This is a genomic window from Bradyrhizobium vignae, from assembly GCF_900324035.1.
GTDB classification, from domain to species: Bacteria; Pseudomonadota; Alphaproteobacteria; order Rhizobiales; family Xanthobacteraceae; genus Bradyrhizobium; species Bradyrhizobium vignae.
Window position 1 is genome coordinate 3,600,276 of record NZ_LS398110.1, and the last position, 16,142, is coordinate 3,616,417.

A 16,142-nucleotide genomic window follows, 5' to 3' on the forward strand; every position below is an offset into this window, starting at 1 on the left:
GTGACTTTGCCGGATTTTGCGCCACATCGTTGAATCGCCGGTAAATTGCACGCTGCAAAGCCGGAGGGACCACGGACCAAAAGGTCGCGCCCTGCACCGCGGCTGGGTTCCTGGTCAACGCGTTCTAAACAGGCCGGCCGGAAATTTTTGTCAAATCGGTCCGGATTGATTAACCTTGGTGGGGATCGCCCGGACCGGGAATCGGGACCTCCGCGAGCCGCATCGACCAGGTGGCACGCTTGCGGCGAGGCGGGAGGGGGCCCATATTGCTTGCGAGCGATCCGGCTTCGACCGGACCGGTTGGAAGCGGCGATCCAATAGGGCGGCGCGCCTGTGCGAGGCTCCGGGTGCGGAGCGGTGCGGCGGACCGTCTTTCGCTTCCGTGGGGAATTTGAACGCCTGTGCCATGCCGCAACTGACTTCCAGACTCGACCTGTCCGCCGCCGCCCACGCTCTCCGGATGAGCAATGATGACAACCGTGCGGGCGGCCCGTCCGGGCCGAACACGTCGGTCATCACCAAGGTCAAGCCCAAGACCAAGCGGCCGAATCTGTACCGCGTGCTGATCCTGAACGACGACTACACGCCAATGGAATTCGTCGTCCACGTGCTGGAGAAGTTCTTCAACAAGGACGTCGAGGCTGCGACCAAGATCATGCTGCACGTCCACCATCATGGGATCGGGGAGTGCGGCGTGTTCACCTACGAGATTGCCGAGACCAAGGTGACGCAGGTGATGGACTTCGCCCGCAAGCACCAGCATCCGCTGCAATGCGTGATGGAGAAGAAATAGGTCACGGCGCGTTCGAAGTGTAAGTAGCAGTGTGACCGCCGTGTGGCGCGCGCGACGCCGCTTGTAACCGGCAAACTACGGAAATCCACGCCCTCGCCAATCCCGCCCAAATCGGAACGGGTTTTGCATCGAGAATATTCCGGGGTGCGCAGCCGCCGAGTCGCGGAACCGGTCTTTTGCCGCGATCTTGTATAACTATATGTGACGAAGGTTGTTGTTGCCTGACCGGGCGATGGCGATCATGATGGTGGGGGCCATAGAGGACGCGAATGCCGACTTTTTCCCAAAGCCTTGAACAATCCCTGCATCGTGCGCTGGCGATCGCAAACGAGCGTCATCACCAATACGCGACGCTCGAGCATCTTTTGCTCTCCTTGATCGACGACTCCGATGCAGCCGCCGTCATGCGCGCCTGTAGCGTCGATCTCGACAAGCTCCGTACGAGCCTCGTCAACTATCTTGAGACCGAATTCGAGAACCTGGTGACGGATGGCGCCGACGACGCCAAGCCGACCGCCGGCTTCCAACGCGTGATCCAGCGCGCGGTGATCCATGTGCAGTCGTCGGGTCGCGAAGAGGTGACCGGCGCCAACGTGCTGATCGCGATCTTCGCCGAACGCGAGAGCCATGCCGCTTACTTCCTGCAAGAGCAGGACATGACGCGGTATGACGCGGTCAATTACATCAGCCATGGCATCGCCAAGCGGCCCGGCGTCTCCGAGGCGCGTCCTGTGCGCGGCGTCGACGAGGAGACCGAGACCAAGGGCAACGAGGATGCCAAGAAGAAGGGCGAGGCGCTCGAGACCTATTGCGTCAACCTCAACAAGAAGGCGCGCGACGGCAAGATCGACCCGGTGATCGGACGCAACTCCGAGATCAACCGCGCGATCCAGGTGCTGTGCCGCCGGCAGAAGAACAATCCGCTGTTCGTCGGCGAGGCCGGCGTCGGCAAGACCGCGATCGCGGAAGGCCTTGCCAAGCGCATCGTCGACAGCGAGGTGCCGGAAGTGTTGGCGGCCGCGACCGTGTTCTCGCTGGATATGGGCACGCTGCTCGCCGGCACGCGCTATCGCGGCGACTTCGAGGAACGCTTGAAGCAGGTGCTCAAGGAGCTCGAGGCGCATCCCAATGCGATCCTGTTCATCGACGAGATCCACACCGTGATCGGTGCGGGCGCGACGTCGGGCGGGGCGATGGACGCTTCCAACCTGCTCAAGCCGGCGCTTGCCTCGGGCACGATCCGCTGCATGGGCTCGACGACCTATAAGGAATATCGTCAGCACTTCGAGAAGGACCGCGCTCTGGTGCGGCGCTTCCAGAAGATCGACATCAACGAGCCGACGGTCGAGGATGCCATCGCGATCCTCAAGGGCCTCAAGCCGTATTTCGAGGACTACCACCGGCTGAAGTACACCAATGAGGCGATCGAGGCCGCCGTGCAGCTCTCCTCGCGGTACATCCACGACCGCAAGCTGCCCGACAAGGCGATCGACGTGATCGACGAGTCCGGTGCGGCGCAGATGCTGGTTGCCGAGAACAAGCGCAAGAAGACCATCGGCATCAAGGAGATCGAGACCACGATCGCCTCGATGGCGCGGATTCCGCCGAAGAGCGTGTCGAAGGATGATGCCGAGGTGCTCAAGCATCTCGAGCAGACCCTGAAGCGCACCGTGTTCGGCCAGGACAAGGCGATCGAGTCGCTCGCCGCCTCGATCAAGCTGGCACGCGCGGGCCTGCGCGAGCCGGAGAAGCCGATCGGCTGCTACCTGTTCTCCGGACCCACCGGCGTCGGCAAGACCGAGGTTGCCAAGCAACTCGCGGCCGCGCTGGGCGTCGAGCTGCTGCGCTTCGACATGTCCGAATATATGGAGCGGCATACCGTGTCGCGCCTGATCGGCGCGCCTCCCGGCTATGTCGGCTTCGACCAGGGCGGCCTGCTCACCGATGGCGTCGACCAGCATCCGCATTGCGTGGTGCTGCTCGATGAAATCGAGAAGGCGCATCCGGACCTCTACAACGTGCTGCTCCAGATCATGGATCACGGCCGGCTCACCGACCACAACGGCAAGCAGGTCAACTTCCGCAACGTGATCCTGATCATGACCACCAATGCGGGCGCAGCGGATCTCGCCAAGCAGGCGTTCGGGTTCACCCGCTCCAAGCGCGAAGGCGACGACCACGAGGCGATCAACCGGCAGTTCGCGCCGGAATTCCGCAATCGTCTCGATGCCATCGTCTCGTTCGGCCATCTCAGCGTCGAGGTGATTGGCACGGTCGTGGAGAAGTTCGTGCTTCAGCTCGAGGCGCAGCTCGGCGACCGCGACGTCACAATCGAGCTGTCCGAAGAGGCCAAGGCCTGGCTGATCCAGCACGGCTATGACGAGCAGATGGGCGCACGTCCCATGGCCCGCGTGATCCAGGAGCACATCAAGAAGCCGCTGGCCGACGAGGTGCTGTTCGGCAAGCTGAAGGGCGGCGGCCACGTTCGCGTCGTTCTGGTCAAGGACGAGGCCGACGAGAGCAAGGAGAAGATCGGATTCGAGTTCGTTGAGGGTCCGGTTACGCCGAAGCAGGAGAAGCTCCCGGGCGCCCGCAAGCGCCCGCCGGGCAAGTCGAAGCCGGGCGGTCCTGGCGGCTCGAAGGGGCCGACCTCCAAGGGGCCGCTGGTCAAGGTTTGATCGGCGTGTGGTGAAATCGAAAACGCCGGCTGAAGAGCCGGCCTTTTATTTTGGGTCGCAGTTGGCCCTACGTTCCGGCCTCTGGCGCTGCCGCCGGCGGCCTCGGCTTTCTCGGAGCGGCGGGCCGCGCGCGGGCAGGGGCCGACGGCTGCATCGTCACGATGACCGGATTGGGCTTGTGATCGGTCGCAGCCCCGGTCGCGGCGTCGACGCCCATGCCAACGACGCCGCCCAGCAGAAGATTGCCCGCGAATCCGGCGGCCCCGCTGGTCTGGACGTCCCGGCTGAGCGGCACGACTTGCGGCTCATACCCTTCCTTCTGGAAGGTGATCGAAATGTCGGCGTTTCGCTTGACGACCACGGAGCAGGGCGTCGTGCAGGTGGTCGGAACCTCCATTCCGCTGACCACGGCTTCCACGCCCGAAGGTGTCGATGAGATGCTGATGTTTTCCGTCGTACCGCGCGTAACGGACGCGCAGCCGCCAAGCATGACGCTGAGCGCCACTATTCCAAATGAACGCATGAAATGCCCCTTGTCCCGCGGCGAGTGGAGCGCAACCGGAGCGAGAGGGCAATACGTCAGGCGTCCAAATGGTTAAACCACGCACAGGTTGTGTGGGAGATACCGAGAAGGCGGCCGTGGCGCGCTCATTCCCCTTTCATCCGCTGTCCTTCCTGAACCCGGACATGCTCGGCGCCGCGCGCGCCCGCGGGTGACAAGCGCAGCATGCTGAGCAGCGCGCCGCACAGGGCAAAACCGACGCCGGCGAGCAGCGCGATCCTGGTGCCCTCCTGCGGGTAGCGGCCGAGCAACAGTGCGACCAGCGCCGCGCCGGTGGTTTGGCCGAGCAGGCGGGCGGTGCCGAGCATGCCGCTGGCGCCGCCGGAGCGCTGACGCGGGGCGGCGGCGATCATGGTGCGGTTGTTCGGCGTCTGGAACAGGCCGAAGCCAAAGCCGGCGAGGGCCATGCGCCAGACGACATCGACGGCGCTGGGCTCGGCCGGCAGCATCGCCAGCGAGGCGAGCCCGCCTGCGAACAGCAAAAGGCCAATGCCGCCGAGCAAGCCGGCCGGATAATGCTCGACGAGGCGCCCGGCGAGCGGGGCGGCGAACGTCACCGTGATCGGCCAGGGCGTGATCAGAAGGCCCATATGCACGGCTGAATAGCCGAACCGACTTTGGAGGTAGAACGGGATCGCGACGAAGGCGAGCATCTGGGCGCAGAACGAGGCGACCGAGGTCGCGATCGACAGGGCGAAGATCGGGATGCGCAGGAGATCGATCGGCAGCAGCGGCACAGCCATATGCGTCTCGCGCCAGATCAGGGCAGCGCCCGCGATCGCGGCGACGGCGAATTCGATCATGCAGGTGAGGAGCGGCTCGCCATGGCCGACGCTGTCGACGGCGAAAATGCCGACGCCGAAGGTGACGGCGCTCAGGCCCGCGCTCTGCCAGTCGAATGAATGCGCCGCCAGGCGCGTGTGCGGCAGGCAGCGGGCGCCGAGCGCAACTGCAACTGCACCGATCGGCACGTTGATCGCGAACAGCCAAGGCCAGCTTCCCACTGCCAGGATACCCGAGGCCAAGGTCGGCCCGATCGCGGCCGAGACCGCCACGACGAGCGCGTTGCGCGCGATGCCACGCCCAAGCAGCGCATGCGGATAGGTGAAGCGCACCAGCGCGGTGTTGACGCTCATGATGCCGGCCGCGCCAAAACCCTGTATGACGCGCGCGACGGTCAGCAGCGGCAGCGAGTGCGCGATGGCGCAAAGTGCGGAGGCAACGGTGAACAGCGCAAGTCCCGCCAGATAGACACGCCGATAGCCGACGATCTCGCCGAGCGAGGCCAGCGGCAGCAGCGAGATGGTGATCGCGAGCTGATAGCCGTTGACGATCCAGATCGAGAAGGCAGGGCTGGCATCGAGGTCGGCCGCGATCGTCGGCAGCGCCACATTGGCGATGGCGCCATCGATCACGGACATGGTGATGCCGAGCGCAATGGTGAGGATGGCCCATCGACGCTGCGGCAGCGGCAGGCCATCCGCCTGCTCGATGGTGACTGTCGACATTGTGAGCGGCGTCTGGTTTCGCGAATCGAACTCTGCCAGGTGGCCGAGTATTGCGCCAACAGGGCAGGACCGCGATAGTTCCGGAGCCGCAATTACCAGCGCGCGGTCGCCTTGCCCCAGACATAGAGGGCAATGAGCCCGAGTGTCACCGCCGTCGAGAAGACCAGGATGGTGCGATCGCGGTCGATCCGCGTCAATTCGGTGCGGTTGAGATTAAGCACCATGAACAGGGCCTTCATGGCAAATCGGCGCATCGGCAGCCAAGCGAGGGCCGCAGGGTGCCACGGCCGACGCAAGCGGGCTTGATGCAGCTCAAGTGTCCTACACCGCCGGCGGATTACGGTCGATGAAGGTCGTGCGCTGGTGCCAATAGGGATAGGGCAGCGTCACCTGGCTGGCGGCATCGAGCTTTGCGACCTGGTCCTTGGTCAAGGACCAGCCGACCGCGCCGAGATTTTCGCGCAGCTGGGTTTCGTTGCGCGCGCCGATGATCAGCGTCGAGACTGTGGGGCGCTGGAGTAGCCAGTTGAGCGCGATCTGCGAGACGCTCTTGCCCGTCTCCTTGGCGATCTCGTCGATTGCATCGACGACACGGTAGACGTGCTCGTCCGGCACGGGCGGGCCAAACTCGGCGGTCTTGGGCAGCCGGCTGACCTGCGGCTTCGGCTGACCACGCCGGATCTTGCCGGTGAGGCGTCCCCATCCAAGCGGCGACCAGACCACCGCGCCGAGGCCCTGGTCGAGGCCGAGCGGCATCAGCTCCCATTCGTAGTCGCGTCCGATCAGTGAATAGTAGGTCTGGTTGGCGACGTAGCGCGGGAAGCCGTGCTTGTCGGCAACGCCGAGCGACTTCATCAGGTGCCAGCCCGAGAAATTCGAGACGCCGACATAGCGGATCTTGCCGGCGCGCACGAGCACGTCGAGGGTGGCGAGCACCTCTTCGGGCGGGGTGAAGGCGTCGAAGCCATGGAGCTGGAACAGGTCGATATGGTCGGTGCCGAGCCGGCTCAGCGAACCGTCGATGGCGGCGAGCAGGTGCTGGCGCGACGAGCCGATGTCGTTAGGGCCGTCACCGAAGCGGAACGACGCCTTGGTCGAGATCAGGACCTTGTCGCGGCGACCCTTGATGGCTTCGCCGAGCACCCGCTCGGACTCGCCGAGCGAATAGACATTCGCTGTGTCGAACATCGATACGCCGGCCTCGAGACAGATGTCCAGAAGGCGCCGCGCTTCGGTCGCGTCCGTCGTGCCCCAAGCAGCGAGGCGGCCGACGCCACCGAAGGTGCCGGTGCCGAGACTCAACGCGGGCACCATGAGGCCCGACCGGCCCAAGCGTCGGTATTCCATCGATTGGCTCCTTGGCTGGCCGCTGATTGATCACTGCGGCTCGGTGCCAAAGGATACCGCAAGCAGGCGCCGCGTCCTATCACGTGCGCACATAGCGGCCTTGCCTGAGAGCGGCCTAATCGTGCAGGCGCATGTCGTCGAATGCTGCATTGGCAACGTGCGAGCCGGGTGTCTTCACCAAGGATTGAGCTTCGAGCCTTGTTGCGGGCCCAGGGAAGCACGCTGGTTCGCTGTCACGCGTTTGCCGCGGCAGGAGCGTCAGGCTCCAGCCCACCAGGACCAGCACCGCGAGCCGGAGTGCGATCACACCCAGCAACAGCTCCGATCCGCCTATGGTGTGGTGAGTCCTCATGTGCGCCAGCCTGATCCAGGCCGCCAGGCAAGACAATCTGGAATTGGCGAGCATTGCCTTCGCTCGAAGCGAAGGCTCGTGGTGATAGCTGACTGGAACGAGATCTCAATGCCGCAGCTGCTCGGGGCGTCAGCCAAGCTGCGGCTCTATCACGAGGTGACAGTGGCAGCCGCCGCCGACGAACAATTCTTCGAATATCTGAACTGTCACCCAAAGACGGGGATGCTGGCGGCCGTGAACACCGCCGGCGCCTGATCGACTAGGTTATGCAATGACCGAGCAAGTCCGGATGCGCCGCGCAGATGTGGTGCGCGCCGGCATCCCGCAGCTCGGCCTCGCTGCCATAGCCGTAGAGCACGCCGATGGCGGTCATGCCGTTGGTGCGGGCGCCGACCACGTCATGGCTGCGGTCGCCGATCATGATCGCGTTGTTCGCATCGACCTTCGTCTCGTCCAGCGCATAGCGGAGCAGGTCGCGCTTGTCGACGCGCGTGCCGTCGAGCTCGGAGCCGAACACGCGCTCGAAATACGGTTTCAGTCCGAAATGATCGACGATGCGCGTGGCGTAGACGGCGGGCTTGCTGGTCGCGACGAACATGCGCTGACGTGTCGCTGCGAGCGATGACAATGTGTCCGCAATTCCGCTGTAAGCCTCGTTCTCGAACAGGCCGATATCGCTGAAGCGCTCGCGATAGAGCAGGAGCGCGCGGTCGGCGAGCTCATCGGTTCCGGTGAGTTTTCTCAGGCTCGCAAGCAGCGGAGGGCCGATGCACCAGGTCAGTTCGTCCTCGCTCGGCACCGAAACCCCGAGCCGCTCCAACGCATACTGGATCGAGCGAGTGATCCCGGGCTTAGGGTCGGTCAGCGTTCCGTCGAGATCAAAAAAGATTGTCACCATCAGGCGGGACCTGCGTTGATACTGCCGTATGTTGCTAGTTGGCTGGGGTTCCAAGTCAAGGTCCGATTTATCCGATTGCGACGATGCCATGCGAATAGCTCGGGTTATCGCTGTCTTGTGCCTGGCCCTCGTGCTGTCGCCGGCGCTCGCAGAGGAGACGTCGCCTCCCGACGTACCTGCGAAGGCCGAGGGACCAGCGAAGCCGGTGGAAAAGCCGAATGACGCCCGCGAGAGTGACACGCGGGAGTCGATCTGCTTGATCGTGGAGGCGGCGGCACGCGACAACGACCTGCCGCTGGAGTTCTTCGCCCGCGTGATCTGGCAGGAAAGCCGCTTCCACGCCGATGCGGTCGGGCCCATGACGCGCAGCGGCGAGCACGCGCAGGGGATCGCGCAGTTCATGCCGGGCACCGCGAGCGAGCGCGGACTGCTCGATCCCTTCAATCCGGTGCAGGCGTTGCCGAAATCGGCGGAGTTTCTGAACGAGCTGCGCAACCAGTTCGGCAATCTCGGCCTGGCGGCCGCTGCCTACAATGCGGGGCCGCGCCGGGTGCAGGAATGGCTCGATGGCACCGGCGGAATGCCGGAGCAAACCCGCAACTACGTTTACGCAATCACCGGCACCAGCGTCGATGCCTGGGCCAAGGCGGGCAGCACCGGCAAGGGACCGCCGAGTTCGCCGCCGACGAGCTGCCGTGATCTGATGGCGTTGCTCAAGCGTGCTCCCAACCCGTTCGTCGCCGAGCTCGAGCAGCATGTGGAGCTTGCCGCCGCAAAGGTCTGGGGGGTGCAGCTCGCGGCCGGCTTCGACCGCAACAAGGCGTTGGCGATGTATTCCCGGGCCGTCACGAAACTGAGCGCCGTGATCGGCGAGCGTGATCCGAGCCTGCTGAGCTCGGTGATGCGCAGCCGCGGCACGCGTGCGTTCTACCAGGTGCGCATTGGTGCGGATACCCGGGCCGAGGCGGATGATCTGTGCAACCGCATCCGCAAGGCGGGTGGCGCCTGCTTCGTTCTGAGGAATAGGGGTGTGAGGGGGTAGGCACTCCCGTCATTCCGGCGCGCGACGAAGAGCTTCGGAATCCATCGTGCAGCGATCTCTGTGGCGCAATGGATTCCGGGTTCGCGCCAAGGCGCGCCCCGGAATGACCGCGGTGGGTGTTTCACGCATGCCAGCCCCGCCGCGGACTTCCTTGACGCAGACCGCCGTACTGCCCGTTATGCGGGCACGATTCCTCACCCGGCCAAAACTCCCGTGGCGCTTCCTCCGCTCGATTCCCCTCAATGGCAAAGCCCGTGGCGCGCCTTTGCGTGGGGATTGCGCTCGATCACGCAGACGATCCTCACCGTCGTCCTGTTCGTGACCTATCTCGGCATCGGCGCGCTGGCTCATGACACCCATTTCAGCCTGATCTGGGCGCTCTGCTCGACGCTGTTCGTCTGGGCGGGGCCGGCGCAGATCATCTTGATCACCACGCTCGGCTCGGGCGCCACCATCGTCCAGTCGGCGATCGCGGTGACCGTCAGCGCCATCCGCCTGTTTCCGATGGTGGTCTCGGTGCTGCCGCTGATGCGCACGCCGAAGACGAAACGGCGCGAGCTGATCTTCGCCGCGCACCTCACCGCGGTGACGCTGTGGGTCGAGTGTCATCGCTTCCTGCCGCAGGTGCCGCGCGAGCGGCGGATCGCCTTCGTCCACGGGCTCGGCTGCGGCCTGGTCTCGGTGTGCCTCACCGCCAATACGGTCGGCTATTTCCTCGCCGCCAACCTGACGCAGACGCTTGGTGCGGCGATCCTGCTGCTCACACCGCTTTCGTTCCTGTTCTCGACCGCACGCAACAGCCGCGAGGTTGCTGATGTCGTGGCGCTGACACTCGGGATACTGCTTTATCCGCTGGCGGCGAAGATGAACTCGGGTCTCGACATCCTCGTGAGCGGCACGGTGGCGGGCACGATCGCCTATGGTGTGCATTGGTGGCGGGAGGTGCGCGCGTGAGTCTTGCGCAAGCGATCGGGGACTGGCACGCGCTCGCCGTGCTGTTCGTCGCCGGCGTCGTTCCCAACCAGATCTGGCGCATGCTGGGCCTGTGGTTCGGCGGCGGCATCGACGAGGGCTCCGAGCTATTGGTCTGGGTGAGGGCGGTCGCCACCGCGATCCTGGCCGGCGTCATCGCACAGATCGTGGTCGAGCCGCCCGGGGCGCTTGCGAGCGTACCCGATATCCTGCGCTATGGTGCGGTCGGCGCCGGGCTCGTCGTCTTCCTGCTGACGCGCCGTTCGATCTTTGCGGGTGTGGTCACGGGCGAAGTCTTCATGCTGGCCGGCAAGTGGTGGTTGGGCTAAAACCGCCGGCGAACAGTAGGGATGGACATATGGTTCGCGAACAGGAGCTCCGCGAGGGCGAGGTCGCTATCGAGCTGCCGCCGACGCAAGATGCCGGACTCGTCTTCATCGGCCGTATCCGCACGCCCTGGACATCGCGGCTGGAGACGCCGCGGCAGGGGCGTCAGGACGGCCCGATATGCCGCCTCGCGATCTTCGAGCCGTTCGTGCCGGCCATCAAGGGCGTCGATTTCTACAGCAATCTCGAAGTGCTCTATTGGCTCGACAAGTCGCGCCGGGACATCATCCTGCAGAGCCCGAAGAACAACGAGAAAACGCGCGGCACGTTCTCGCTGCGCTCGCCGGTGCGGCCCAATCCGATCGGCACCTCGATCGTGAAGCTGGTCGGTATCGAGGGCAACGCGATCCTGGTGCGCGGGCTCGACTGTATCGACAATACGCCGCTGATCGATATCAAGCCGGATCGTTGCGAGTTCACGCCGCTGGCTGCGCCGCAGAAGGGCGATTTCGAGACCGAGTGAGGAGCGCTCCGCTCTAATCCCGTCATTGCGAGGAGCTCTTGCGACGAAGCAATCCAGACTGCCTCCGTGGAGGGATTCTGGATTGCTTCACGGGGCCTGTCATCGGGCCGCGCTTGGCGCGGACCCGTTGGCTCGCAATGACGATGGATGCGGCGCCGCCTACCCCGCCTTCAGCGCCGCGGTCAGCTTCGCCGCGTGCTCTCGCAGCACCTTGTCGTCTTCCTTGCGGCTCGCCGGCGGCAGCATGGCGACGCCGTCGTGGCGCGGCATCACGTGCATGTGGAGATGAAACACCACCTGTCCGCCGGCAGGCTCGTTGAACTGCTGCACGGTGATGCCGTCGGCCTCGAACGCCTTCATCGCCGCGGCGGCGATCCTGTGCGCACCGCGGGCGACATGGGCGTAGTCGTCCGGTTTGATGTCGAGGATGTTGCGGGCAGCGACCTTCGGGATCACCAGCGTGTGACCGGGTACGCGCGGCATGATGTCGAGGAAGGCGAAGACGTGCTCGTCCTCGTACACCTTGTAGCAGGGCAGTTCGCCGCGCAGGATCTTTGCGAAGATGTTGTTGGCGTCGTAGGCGGTCATGATGGCTCCTCGGCGGCTCCTCGAGATTTTGCGCTTACTGTCACCAGCAGCGGCGAGGCGTCAAGGCGCCTCGTCGCCGCCTTTGCGGAACGGACCGAGCTCGGCGAGCTCACGCCCGGCCTCCGCGACATAGGCGCGCTCGCGCTTGAGGTAATCATCGATGGCGCGGCGCAGTCCGGGATCGGCGATGAAATGGGCGGAATGGGTGGTGCGCGGCAGGTAGCCGCGCGCGATCTTGTGCTCGCCCTGCGCGCCGGCCTCAACATGCTTCAGGCCGTGTCTGATTGCGAAGTCGATCGCCTGATAATAGCAGACCTCGAAATGCAAGAACGGATGATGCTCGACCGCGCCCCAGTTGCGGCCGAACAGCGTGTCCGAGCCGATGAAGTTGATGGCGCCCGCGATCCAGCGATTGTTGCGGCGGGCCATCACCAGCAGCACATCCTCGCTCATGGTTTCGCCGATCAGCGAGAAGAACTCGCGCGTGAGATAGGGGCGGCCCCATTTACGCGAGCCGGTCTCCATGTAGAATTCGAAGAAGGCGTCCCACGCATCCTCGGTGATGTCTTTTCCCGTGAGCCAGTGGATCGTGATGCCGGCGGCCAGCGCATCGCGCCGCTCGCGCTTGATCGACTTGCGGTGGCGGGAGTTCAGCGTCGCCAGGAAATCGTCGAAGCTCGTAAAACCCTCGTTGTGCCAGTGGAACTGCTGGTCGGTGCGCTGGAGGAAGCCGTGCTCGGCGAGCAGCTTCCATTCGTCCTCGCGCGCGAAGGTAACATGCACGGATGAGGCTTTGCTGACGCCGCACAGCGCCACCAGCCCGCTCGCCAGCGCGTCTGTGATGCGCTCGCGGTCGACACCGTCGCGAACCAGCAGCCGCGGTCCCGTTGCCGGGGTGAAGGGAACTGAGACCTGAAGCTTCGGATAATAGCGTCCGCCGGCGCGCTCATAGGCATCCGCCCAGCCGCGGTCGAAGACGTATTCGCCTTGCGAGTGCGATTTCAAATAGCAGGGCACAACGCCGGCGACGCGGCCGTCGAGCTTGGCCACGAGGTGGCGCGGCCCCCAGCCGGTGCGGATCGTTGCCGAACCCGATTTCTCGGCCGCGGAAAGAAACGCGTGCGAGACGAACGGGTTATAGGCGGGTCTTGAGAGCCCGAGAGAATCGCCTGGAGGAGCGGATGAGGTTCCCGCGCCATGACCGTTGCAAGCCTTCTCGTTAAAGGTCTTGCCGGGGTTGGCGCAGGCGTCCCAATCCTCGGGCGAGATGTCGCCAATGGACGGTACGGCCTCGAGCGTAATTTCGGATGATGCCATTGCGCCCAAGATCGTGCATTGCAGCAGCGACTTCAAGGGGCGGGAACACAGGTCGGGCGGTCGCCACCGCCGTCATTGCGAGCCAACGGGTCCGCGCGAAGCGCCCGATGACAGGCTCCGCGAAGCAAATCCAGACTGTTTCCGCGAAGGGATCCTGGATTGCTCACATGGGGATTTGGTGTGTCAAGGCGGTTTGTTCAGCTCTTTGTTCGATTGCAGGCCAGCTCTTCGTCCCGACCGTGGAGCACGTAGGATGGCGAGCGCAGATCGAGTCAAGGTCGGCCCGTAGGGCCGTCGCGAAGCGACTTGGCCTTGACTCGAGCGAGCACGCCATCAGGCTTTGGCAGTCGGGGCAGCGGGCGGATAACTCCTTTTCGTCAGGCGATCCAAGGGTCGAGCCGGTTTTTGCAATCTGGTTTGCTTGCCAGATCAAACTCACATTCGGTCGCCGCGCGGCGGCGGCTGCACCAACATTCCGCTTGCGGCGGGCAGGCTCGAGAGGACGAGACCATTCTTCGTTACGGCGTTTGAAGCCATGCAATCCATCGGTTCGTCCACCCGGATCGGCCGAGGCTGATCAATCTCGGCGGATTGGCTTTGAGGCTGAGGAGCGTGGTGTCAGGCGGCGGCCTTTATCTCGGCTCCCTCGATCACCACGCCCGCGGTCACGTACTTCCAGAGGGCCACGAGCAGCTTGCGCGCGAGCGCCACGATCGCGCGCTTGCGGCCGCGTTGGCTGTGCACCTTGAACCACTGGGTCAAAGCCGATTGAGGCTGGTGGCGTACCCAGAGCCAGGCGAGCTGGATCATCGTGGTTCTCAGGCGCGGATTGCCAGCCTTCGACACGCCTTGCTCGCGCTCGATGCCGCCACTGCGCCATGGCGTGGCTGCAAGGCCGGCATAGGATGCAATCTGGCGGCGGTTGGCGAACTGCCGGTAAAAGGCCTCCGACCAGAGAACGGCCGTGAAGTTCGGGCCCAGGCTCTTCAGTTCGAGCAGCATTGCCACCGGGTTCGATACGGTCTTCTCCCCCGCCGCCTTGCTCGCGGCCAGCAACGCATCCTGCTCGCGCTCCACCGCCGTGATCTGGTCGAGCAGCAGTTCGAGCCGGTCGAGTTCGCGGCTGATCTGCGCCTTCAGATGCGCCAGCAAGGCGCGCCCGTCGCCCGTCCGCAAGGCCTCCAGCCGCTTCCGCCGGTCTCGCCGCAGCGGCGCGTAGTCGAAGATCCCTTGCGCGAACAGAAGACCCTTGATCCGGTTCACATGCTCGATCCGCTCCGCGATCAAGGTCTCTCGCTCGCGGCACAGCCTACGGCGGTCCTCCTCTGCCGGAGAGGGCGCAACGACCATGGCGCAGACCCGTACCTCGCCGCGCTTGTAGGCCAGCAGCGTCCGCAACAGCGTCTCGCCATCCAGCCGGTCCGTCTTGGCCCGCCGGCGCCGGCGCGGCGTCGCAATCGAGGCCGGATCGACTACGTGGCTCTCGATGCCTTCCTGCTGCAGGGCGCGGTGAAGCCAGAACCCGTCCAGCCCCGCCTCCTGGATCGTGATGAGCGGATAGCTCTCACCCGTTCGCGCCTGCGCCTTGCGCTTCAGCTCCGCAAACAGCTTCAACAGTTCCGAAAGGTCGCCGGCCTTCATGCTGCGTTTGGACATCTTCTCGCCCTTGCAGGGCGACAGCGAAGTGACCAGCCATGTCGAACGGCTCAGTTCCAATGACACAAAAATTGCGCCAAACTGCGTGCGGATAGCGGCCAGTCCGTCGGAAGGATGATCGAGCAACATCGTCGTCTCCAGGTTGAATGGATTCAGCAACCCTCAGTCTGGCCTCAGACCTGGTCGCTATCCACTCCCCATGGAATCTTCGTCGCAAGTGCTCCTCACAATGACGAGGAGGGAGGGGCGCCCTATGGCACGAACCCCTCGAAGATCATCTGGTCCGCATAGCGCCCAACCCGGGTCCGCTGCTCTGGCGTGCGCACGGTCCAGCCGAGCAGGGCGCAGCCGAAGACGTTGCGGGCGATCCAGGGGGCGGGGGCCGGGAGGTGGTCGACCTTGAAGGCGACGAAGTGCGGCTGGGTCTGCAAGCCGTGCCGCAGGTAGAGCATGCTGTCGCGCTGCTTCTGCGTGAGCTTGGCCCAGTACTCGTCCTCATAGGTCCGCTGCGCGACGATGCCGCGCGGGCGGTCGGGCAACAGCTCGCGCAGCGCGAGCACCTGGTCGGGATCGAAGGACATGCCGACCGCCGGGCCATCATAGGACGCCAGCACCTCCGCCATTCGCTTCACCAACTTGCGGTCACCGCCAAAGTGGCTCTTCACCTCGATCACCAGCGGCACGCGGCCGGCGACGAGGGCGCAGAGGTCGGACAGCGACATCATTCGCTCGTCCGTGTCCTTGAATTTGAGGGCTTTCAGCTCCGCGGCGGTTTTCGAGATGACCTCGCCGGTGGCCTCCGTGAGGCGGCCGAGCGCATGGTCGTGATGCACCATGGCCTCGCCGTCGGCGGAGAGCTGGATGTCGACCTCGACCGAGAAATTGCCTGTGATCGCAGCCTGCACCGCGCCCGGCATGTTCTCGACGATGCCGCGCGAAATGTCATGCAGGCCGCGATGGGCGACCGGCCGGGCTGTCAGCCAATCGGGAGCGCGCATGCGCGTCAGGCGACCTCGAACACGCCTTCGACCTCGACCGCCGCATCCGCAGGCAGCGAGGCGACCCCGACGGTGGTCCGGGCATGGCGGCCCTTGTCGCCGAAGGCGGCAACCATCAGGTCGGAGGCGCCGTTGAGCACCTTCGGCCCGTCCAGGAAGTCCGGCGCCGAGTTGATGAAGCCGCCGAGGCGCACCACGCGCACGACCTTGTCGAGATCGCCGAGCGCTGCCTTGACCTGGGCCAGCAGGTTGACGGCGCAGCCGCGCGCGGCGGCCGCACCGTCTTCGATGGAGACGCCCGCGCCGAGCTTGCCCTTGGCGATCAGCTTGCCGGCGGGGTCGAAGCAGACCTGGCCGGAGACGAACAGCAAGTTGCCGGTGCGCACGAACGGGACGTAGTTGGCGACGGGGGTGGGAGCCTCATGTAGCCTGATGCCCTGTTCCGCCAGTTTCTGCTCGACCGTGCCCACCATGTCCGACCTCGTTGTCCAAAAATCATTGCCCCCGGCGCGTCCGTTAGAACGCCGGGCGCGACCTGTTTCGCCCATCGTGCCGCCACATGCAAGCAACCCAACCAGACC

The 16,142-nt window shown here is 64.8% G+C and carries 17 protein-coding genes and 1 pseudogene; 7 read left to right on the forward strand and 11 right to left on the reverse strand.

Translation table 11 applies throughout. The annotated features are described in order from the left end of the window. The first annotated feature begins 460 nt into the window (after positions 1–460). Together clpS and clpA are read left to right on the forward strand one after the other, a co-directional pair. A complete protein-coding gene (gene clpS / locus BRAD3257_RS17515) occupies positions 461–793 on the forward strand; it encodes an ATP-dependent Clp protease adapter ClpS (RefSeq protein WP_162500239.1) in 333 nt (110 codons plus the stop codon). A gap of 269 nt (positions 794–1,062) precedes the next feature. Further along, positions 1,063–3,471 carry an ATP-dependent Clp protease ATP-binding subunit ClpA gene (clpA, locus tag BRAD3257_RS17520; protein WP_122402848.1) on the forward strand — a complete coding sequence of 803 codons (2,409 nt, stop codon included), beginning with the start codon at positions 1,063–1,065 and terminating at the stop codon, positions 3,469–3,471. Positions 3,472–3,538: 67 nt separating this feature from the next. Here the strand turns inward: clpA and BRAD3257_RS17525 are convergent, their stop codons facing one another. From BRAD3257_RS17525 to BRAD3257_RS17540, 5 genes are all read right to left on the reverse strand, one after another. Continuing rightward, a complete protein-coding gene (locus tag BRAD3257_RS17525) occupies positions 3,539–3,994 on the reverse strand; it encodes a PEGA domain-containing protein (RefSeq protein WP_162500240.1) in 456 nt (151 codons plus the stop codon). A 125-nt stretch (positions 3,995–4,119) separates the two neighbouring features. Continuing rightward, positions 4,120–5,541: an MFS transporter gene (locus BRAD3257_RS17530; RefSeq protein WP_122402850.1), complete on the reverse strand. Its 1,422-nt coding sequence runs from the start codon at positions 5,539–5,541 to the stop codon at positions 4,120–4,122. Between the two features lie 92 nt (positions 5,542–5,633). Continuing rightward, the gene (locus BRAD3257_RS40060) at positions 5,634–5,780 is read right to left on the reverse strand and encodes a hypothetical protein (protein ID WP_162500034.1); all 147 of its coding nucleotides are present in this window, start codon (positions 5,778–5,780) and stop codon (positions 5,634–5,636) included. An 82-nt stretch (positions 5,781–5,862) separates the two neighbouring features. After that, positions 5,863–6,888, reverse strand: coding sequence for an aldo/keto reductase (locus tag BRAD3257_RS17535; protein ID WP_122402851.1), 1,026 nt, complete (start codon positions 6,886–6,888; stop codon positions 5,863–5,865). A gap of 115 nt (positions 6,889–7,003) precedes the next feature. Further along, positions 7,004–7,294 (reverse strand): hypothetical protein, encoded by a 291-nt coding sequence (locus BRAD3257_RS17540; protein ID WP_244607979.1) that lies wholly within the window; start codon positions 7,292–7,294, stop codon positions 7,004–7,006. A 66-nt stretch (positions 7,295–7,360) separates the two neighbouring features. On the opposite strand from BRAD3257_RS17540, the pseudogene BRAD3257_RS17545 reads away from it, so the two are divergent. Next, positions 7,361–7,495 (forward strand): annotated as a pseudogene (locus tag BRAD3257_RS17545) (phenylacetaldoxime dehydratase family protein); the annotation flags it as partial. 4 nt (positions 7,496–7,499) lie between these two features. Here BRAD3257_RS17545 and BRAD3257_RS17550 read toward each other — a convergent pair. Continuing rightward, on the reverse strand, positions 7,500–8,138 hold the full coding sequence (locus BRAD3257_RS17550) for an HAD family hydrolase (protein ID WP_122402852.1): 639 nt from the start codon (positions 8,136–8,138) through the stop codon (positions 7,500–7,502). An 88-nt stretch (positions 8,139–8,226) separates the two neighbouring features. Here BRAD3257_RS17550 and BRAD3257_RS17555 point away from each other — a divergent pair, with 88 nt between their 5' ends. From BRAD3257_RS17555 to tsaA, 4 genes are all read left to right on the forward strand, one after another. Beyond that, positions 8,227–9,180, forward strand: a complete 954-nt coding sequence (locus tag BRAD3257_RS17555) for a transglycosylase SLT domain-containing protein (protein WP_122402853.1) — start codon at positions 8,227–8,229, stop codon at positions 9,178–9,180. Between the two features lie 213 nt (positions 9,181–9,393). Then, positions 9,394–10,134, forward strand: a complete 741-nt coding sequence (locus BRAD3257_RS17560; RefSeq protein WP_122402854.1) for an AzlC family ABC transporter permease — start codon at positions 9,394–9,396, stop codon at positions 10,132–10,134. Continuing rightward, positions 10,131–10,481, forward strand: coding sequence for an AzlD domain-containing protein (locus tag BRAD3257_RS17565; RefSeq protein WP_122406622.1), 351 nt, complete (start codon positions 10,131–10,133; stop codon positions 10,479–10,481). Before BRAD3257_RS17560 ends, BRAD3257_RS17565 begins: the two co-directional genes overlap by 4 nt. A gap of 29 nt (positions 10,482–10,510) precedes the next feature. Beyond that, entirely contained in the window at positions 10,511–11,002 is a 492-nt protein-coding gene (gene tsaA, locus BRAD3257_RS17570) for a tRNA (N6-threonylcarbamoyladenosine(37)-N6)-methyltransferase TrmO (protein ID WP_122402855.1), read from the forward strand. A gap of 159 nt (positions 11,003–11,161) precedes the next feature. Here tsaA and BRAD3257_RS17575 read toward each other — a convergent pair whose 3' ends face one another. From BRAD3257_RS17575 to BRAD3257_RS17595, 5 genes are all read right to left on the reverse strand, one after another. Beyond that, positions 11,162–11,590, reverse strand: a complete 429-nt coding sequence (locus BRAD3257_RS17575; RefSeq protein ID WP_122402856.1) for an HIT family protein — start codon at positions 11,588–11,590, stop codon at positions 11,162–11,164. Between the two features lie 60 nt (positions 11,591–11,650). Next, entirely contained in the window at positions 11,651–12,907 is a 1,257-nt protein-coding gene (locus BRAD3257_RS17580; RefSeq protein WP_122402857.1) for a GNAT family N-acetyltransferase, read from the reverse strand. A gap of 618 nt (positions 12,908–13,525) precedes the next feature. Continuing rightward, positions 13,526–14,692 (reverse strand): IS110 family RNA-guided transposase, encoded by a 1,167-nt coding sequence (locus BRAD3257_RS17585; protein ID WP_122406339.1) that lies wholly within the window; start codon positions 14,690–14,692, stop codon positions 13,526–13,528. A 122-nt stretch (positions 14,693–14,814) separates the two neighbouring features. Next, complete coding sequence (locus BRAD3257_RS17590; RefSeq protein WP_122402858.1) at positions 14,815–15,561, reverse strand: glycerophosphodiester phosphodiesterase; 747 nt, start codon at positions 15,559–15,561, stop codon at positions 14,815–14,817. 5 nt (positions 15,562–15,566) lie between these two features. Further along, positions 15,567–16,034 (reverse strand): RidA family protein, encoded by a 468-nt coding sequence (locus BRAD3257_RS17595; protein ID WP_122402859.1) that lies wholly within the window; start codon positions 16,032–16,034, stop codon positions 15,567–15,569. Positions 16,035–16,142: the final 108 nt, after the last annotated feature.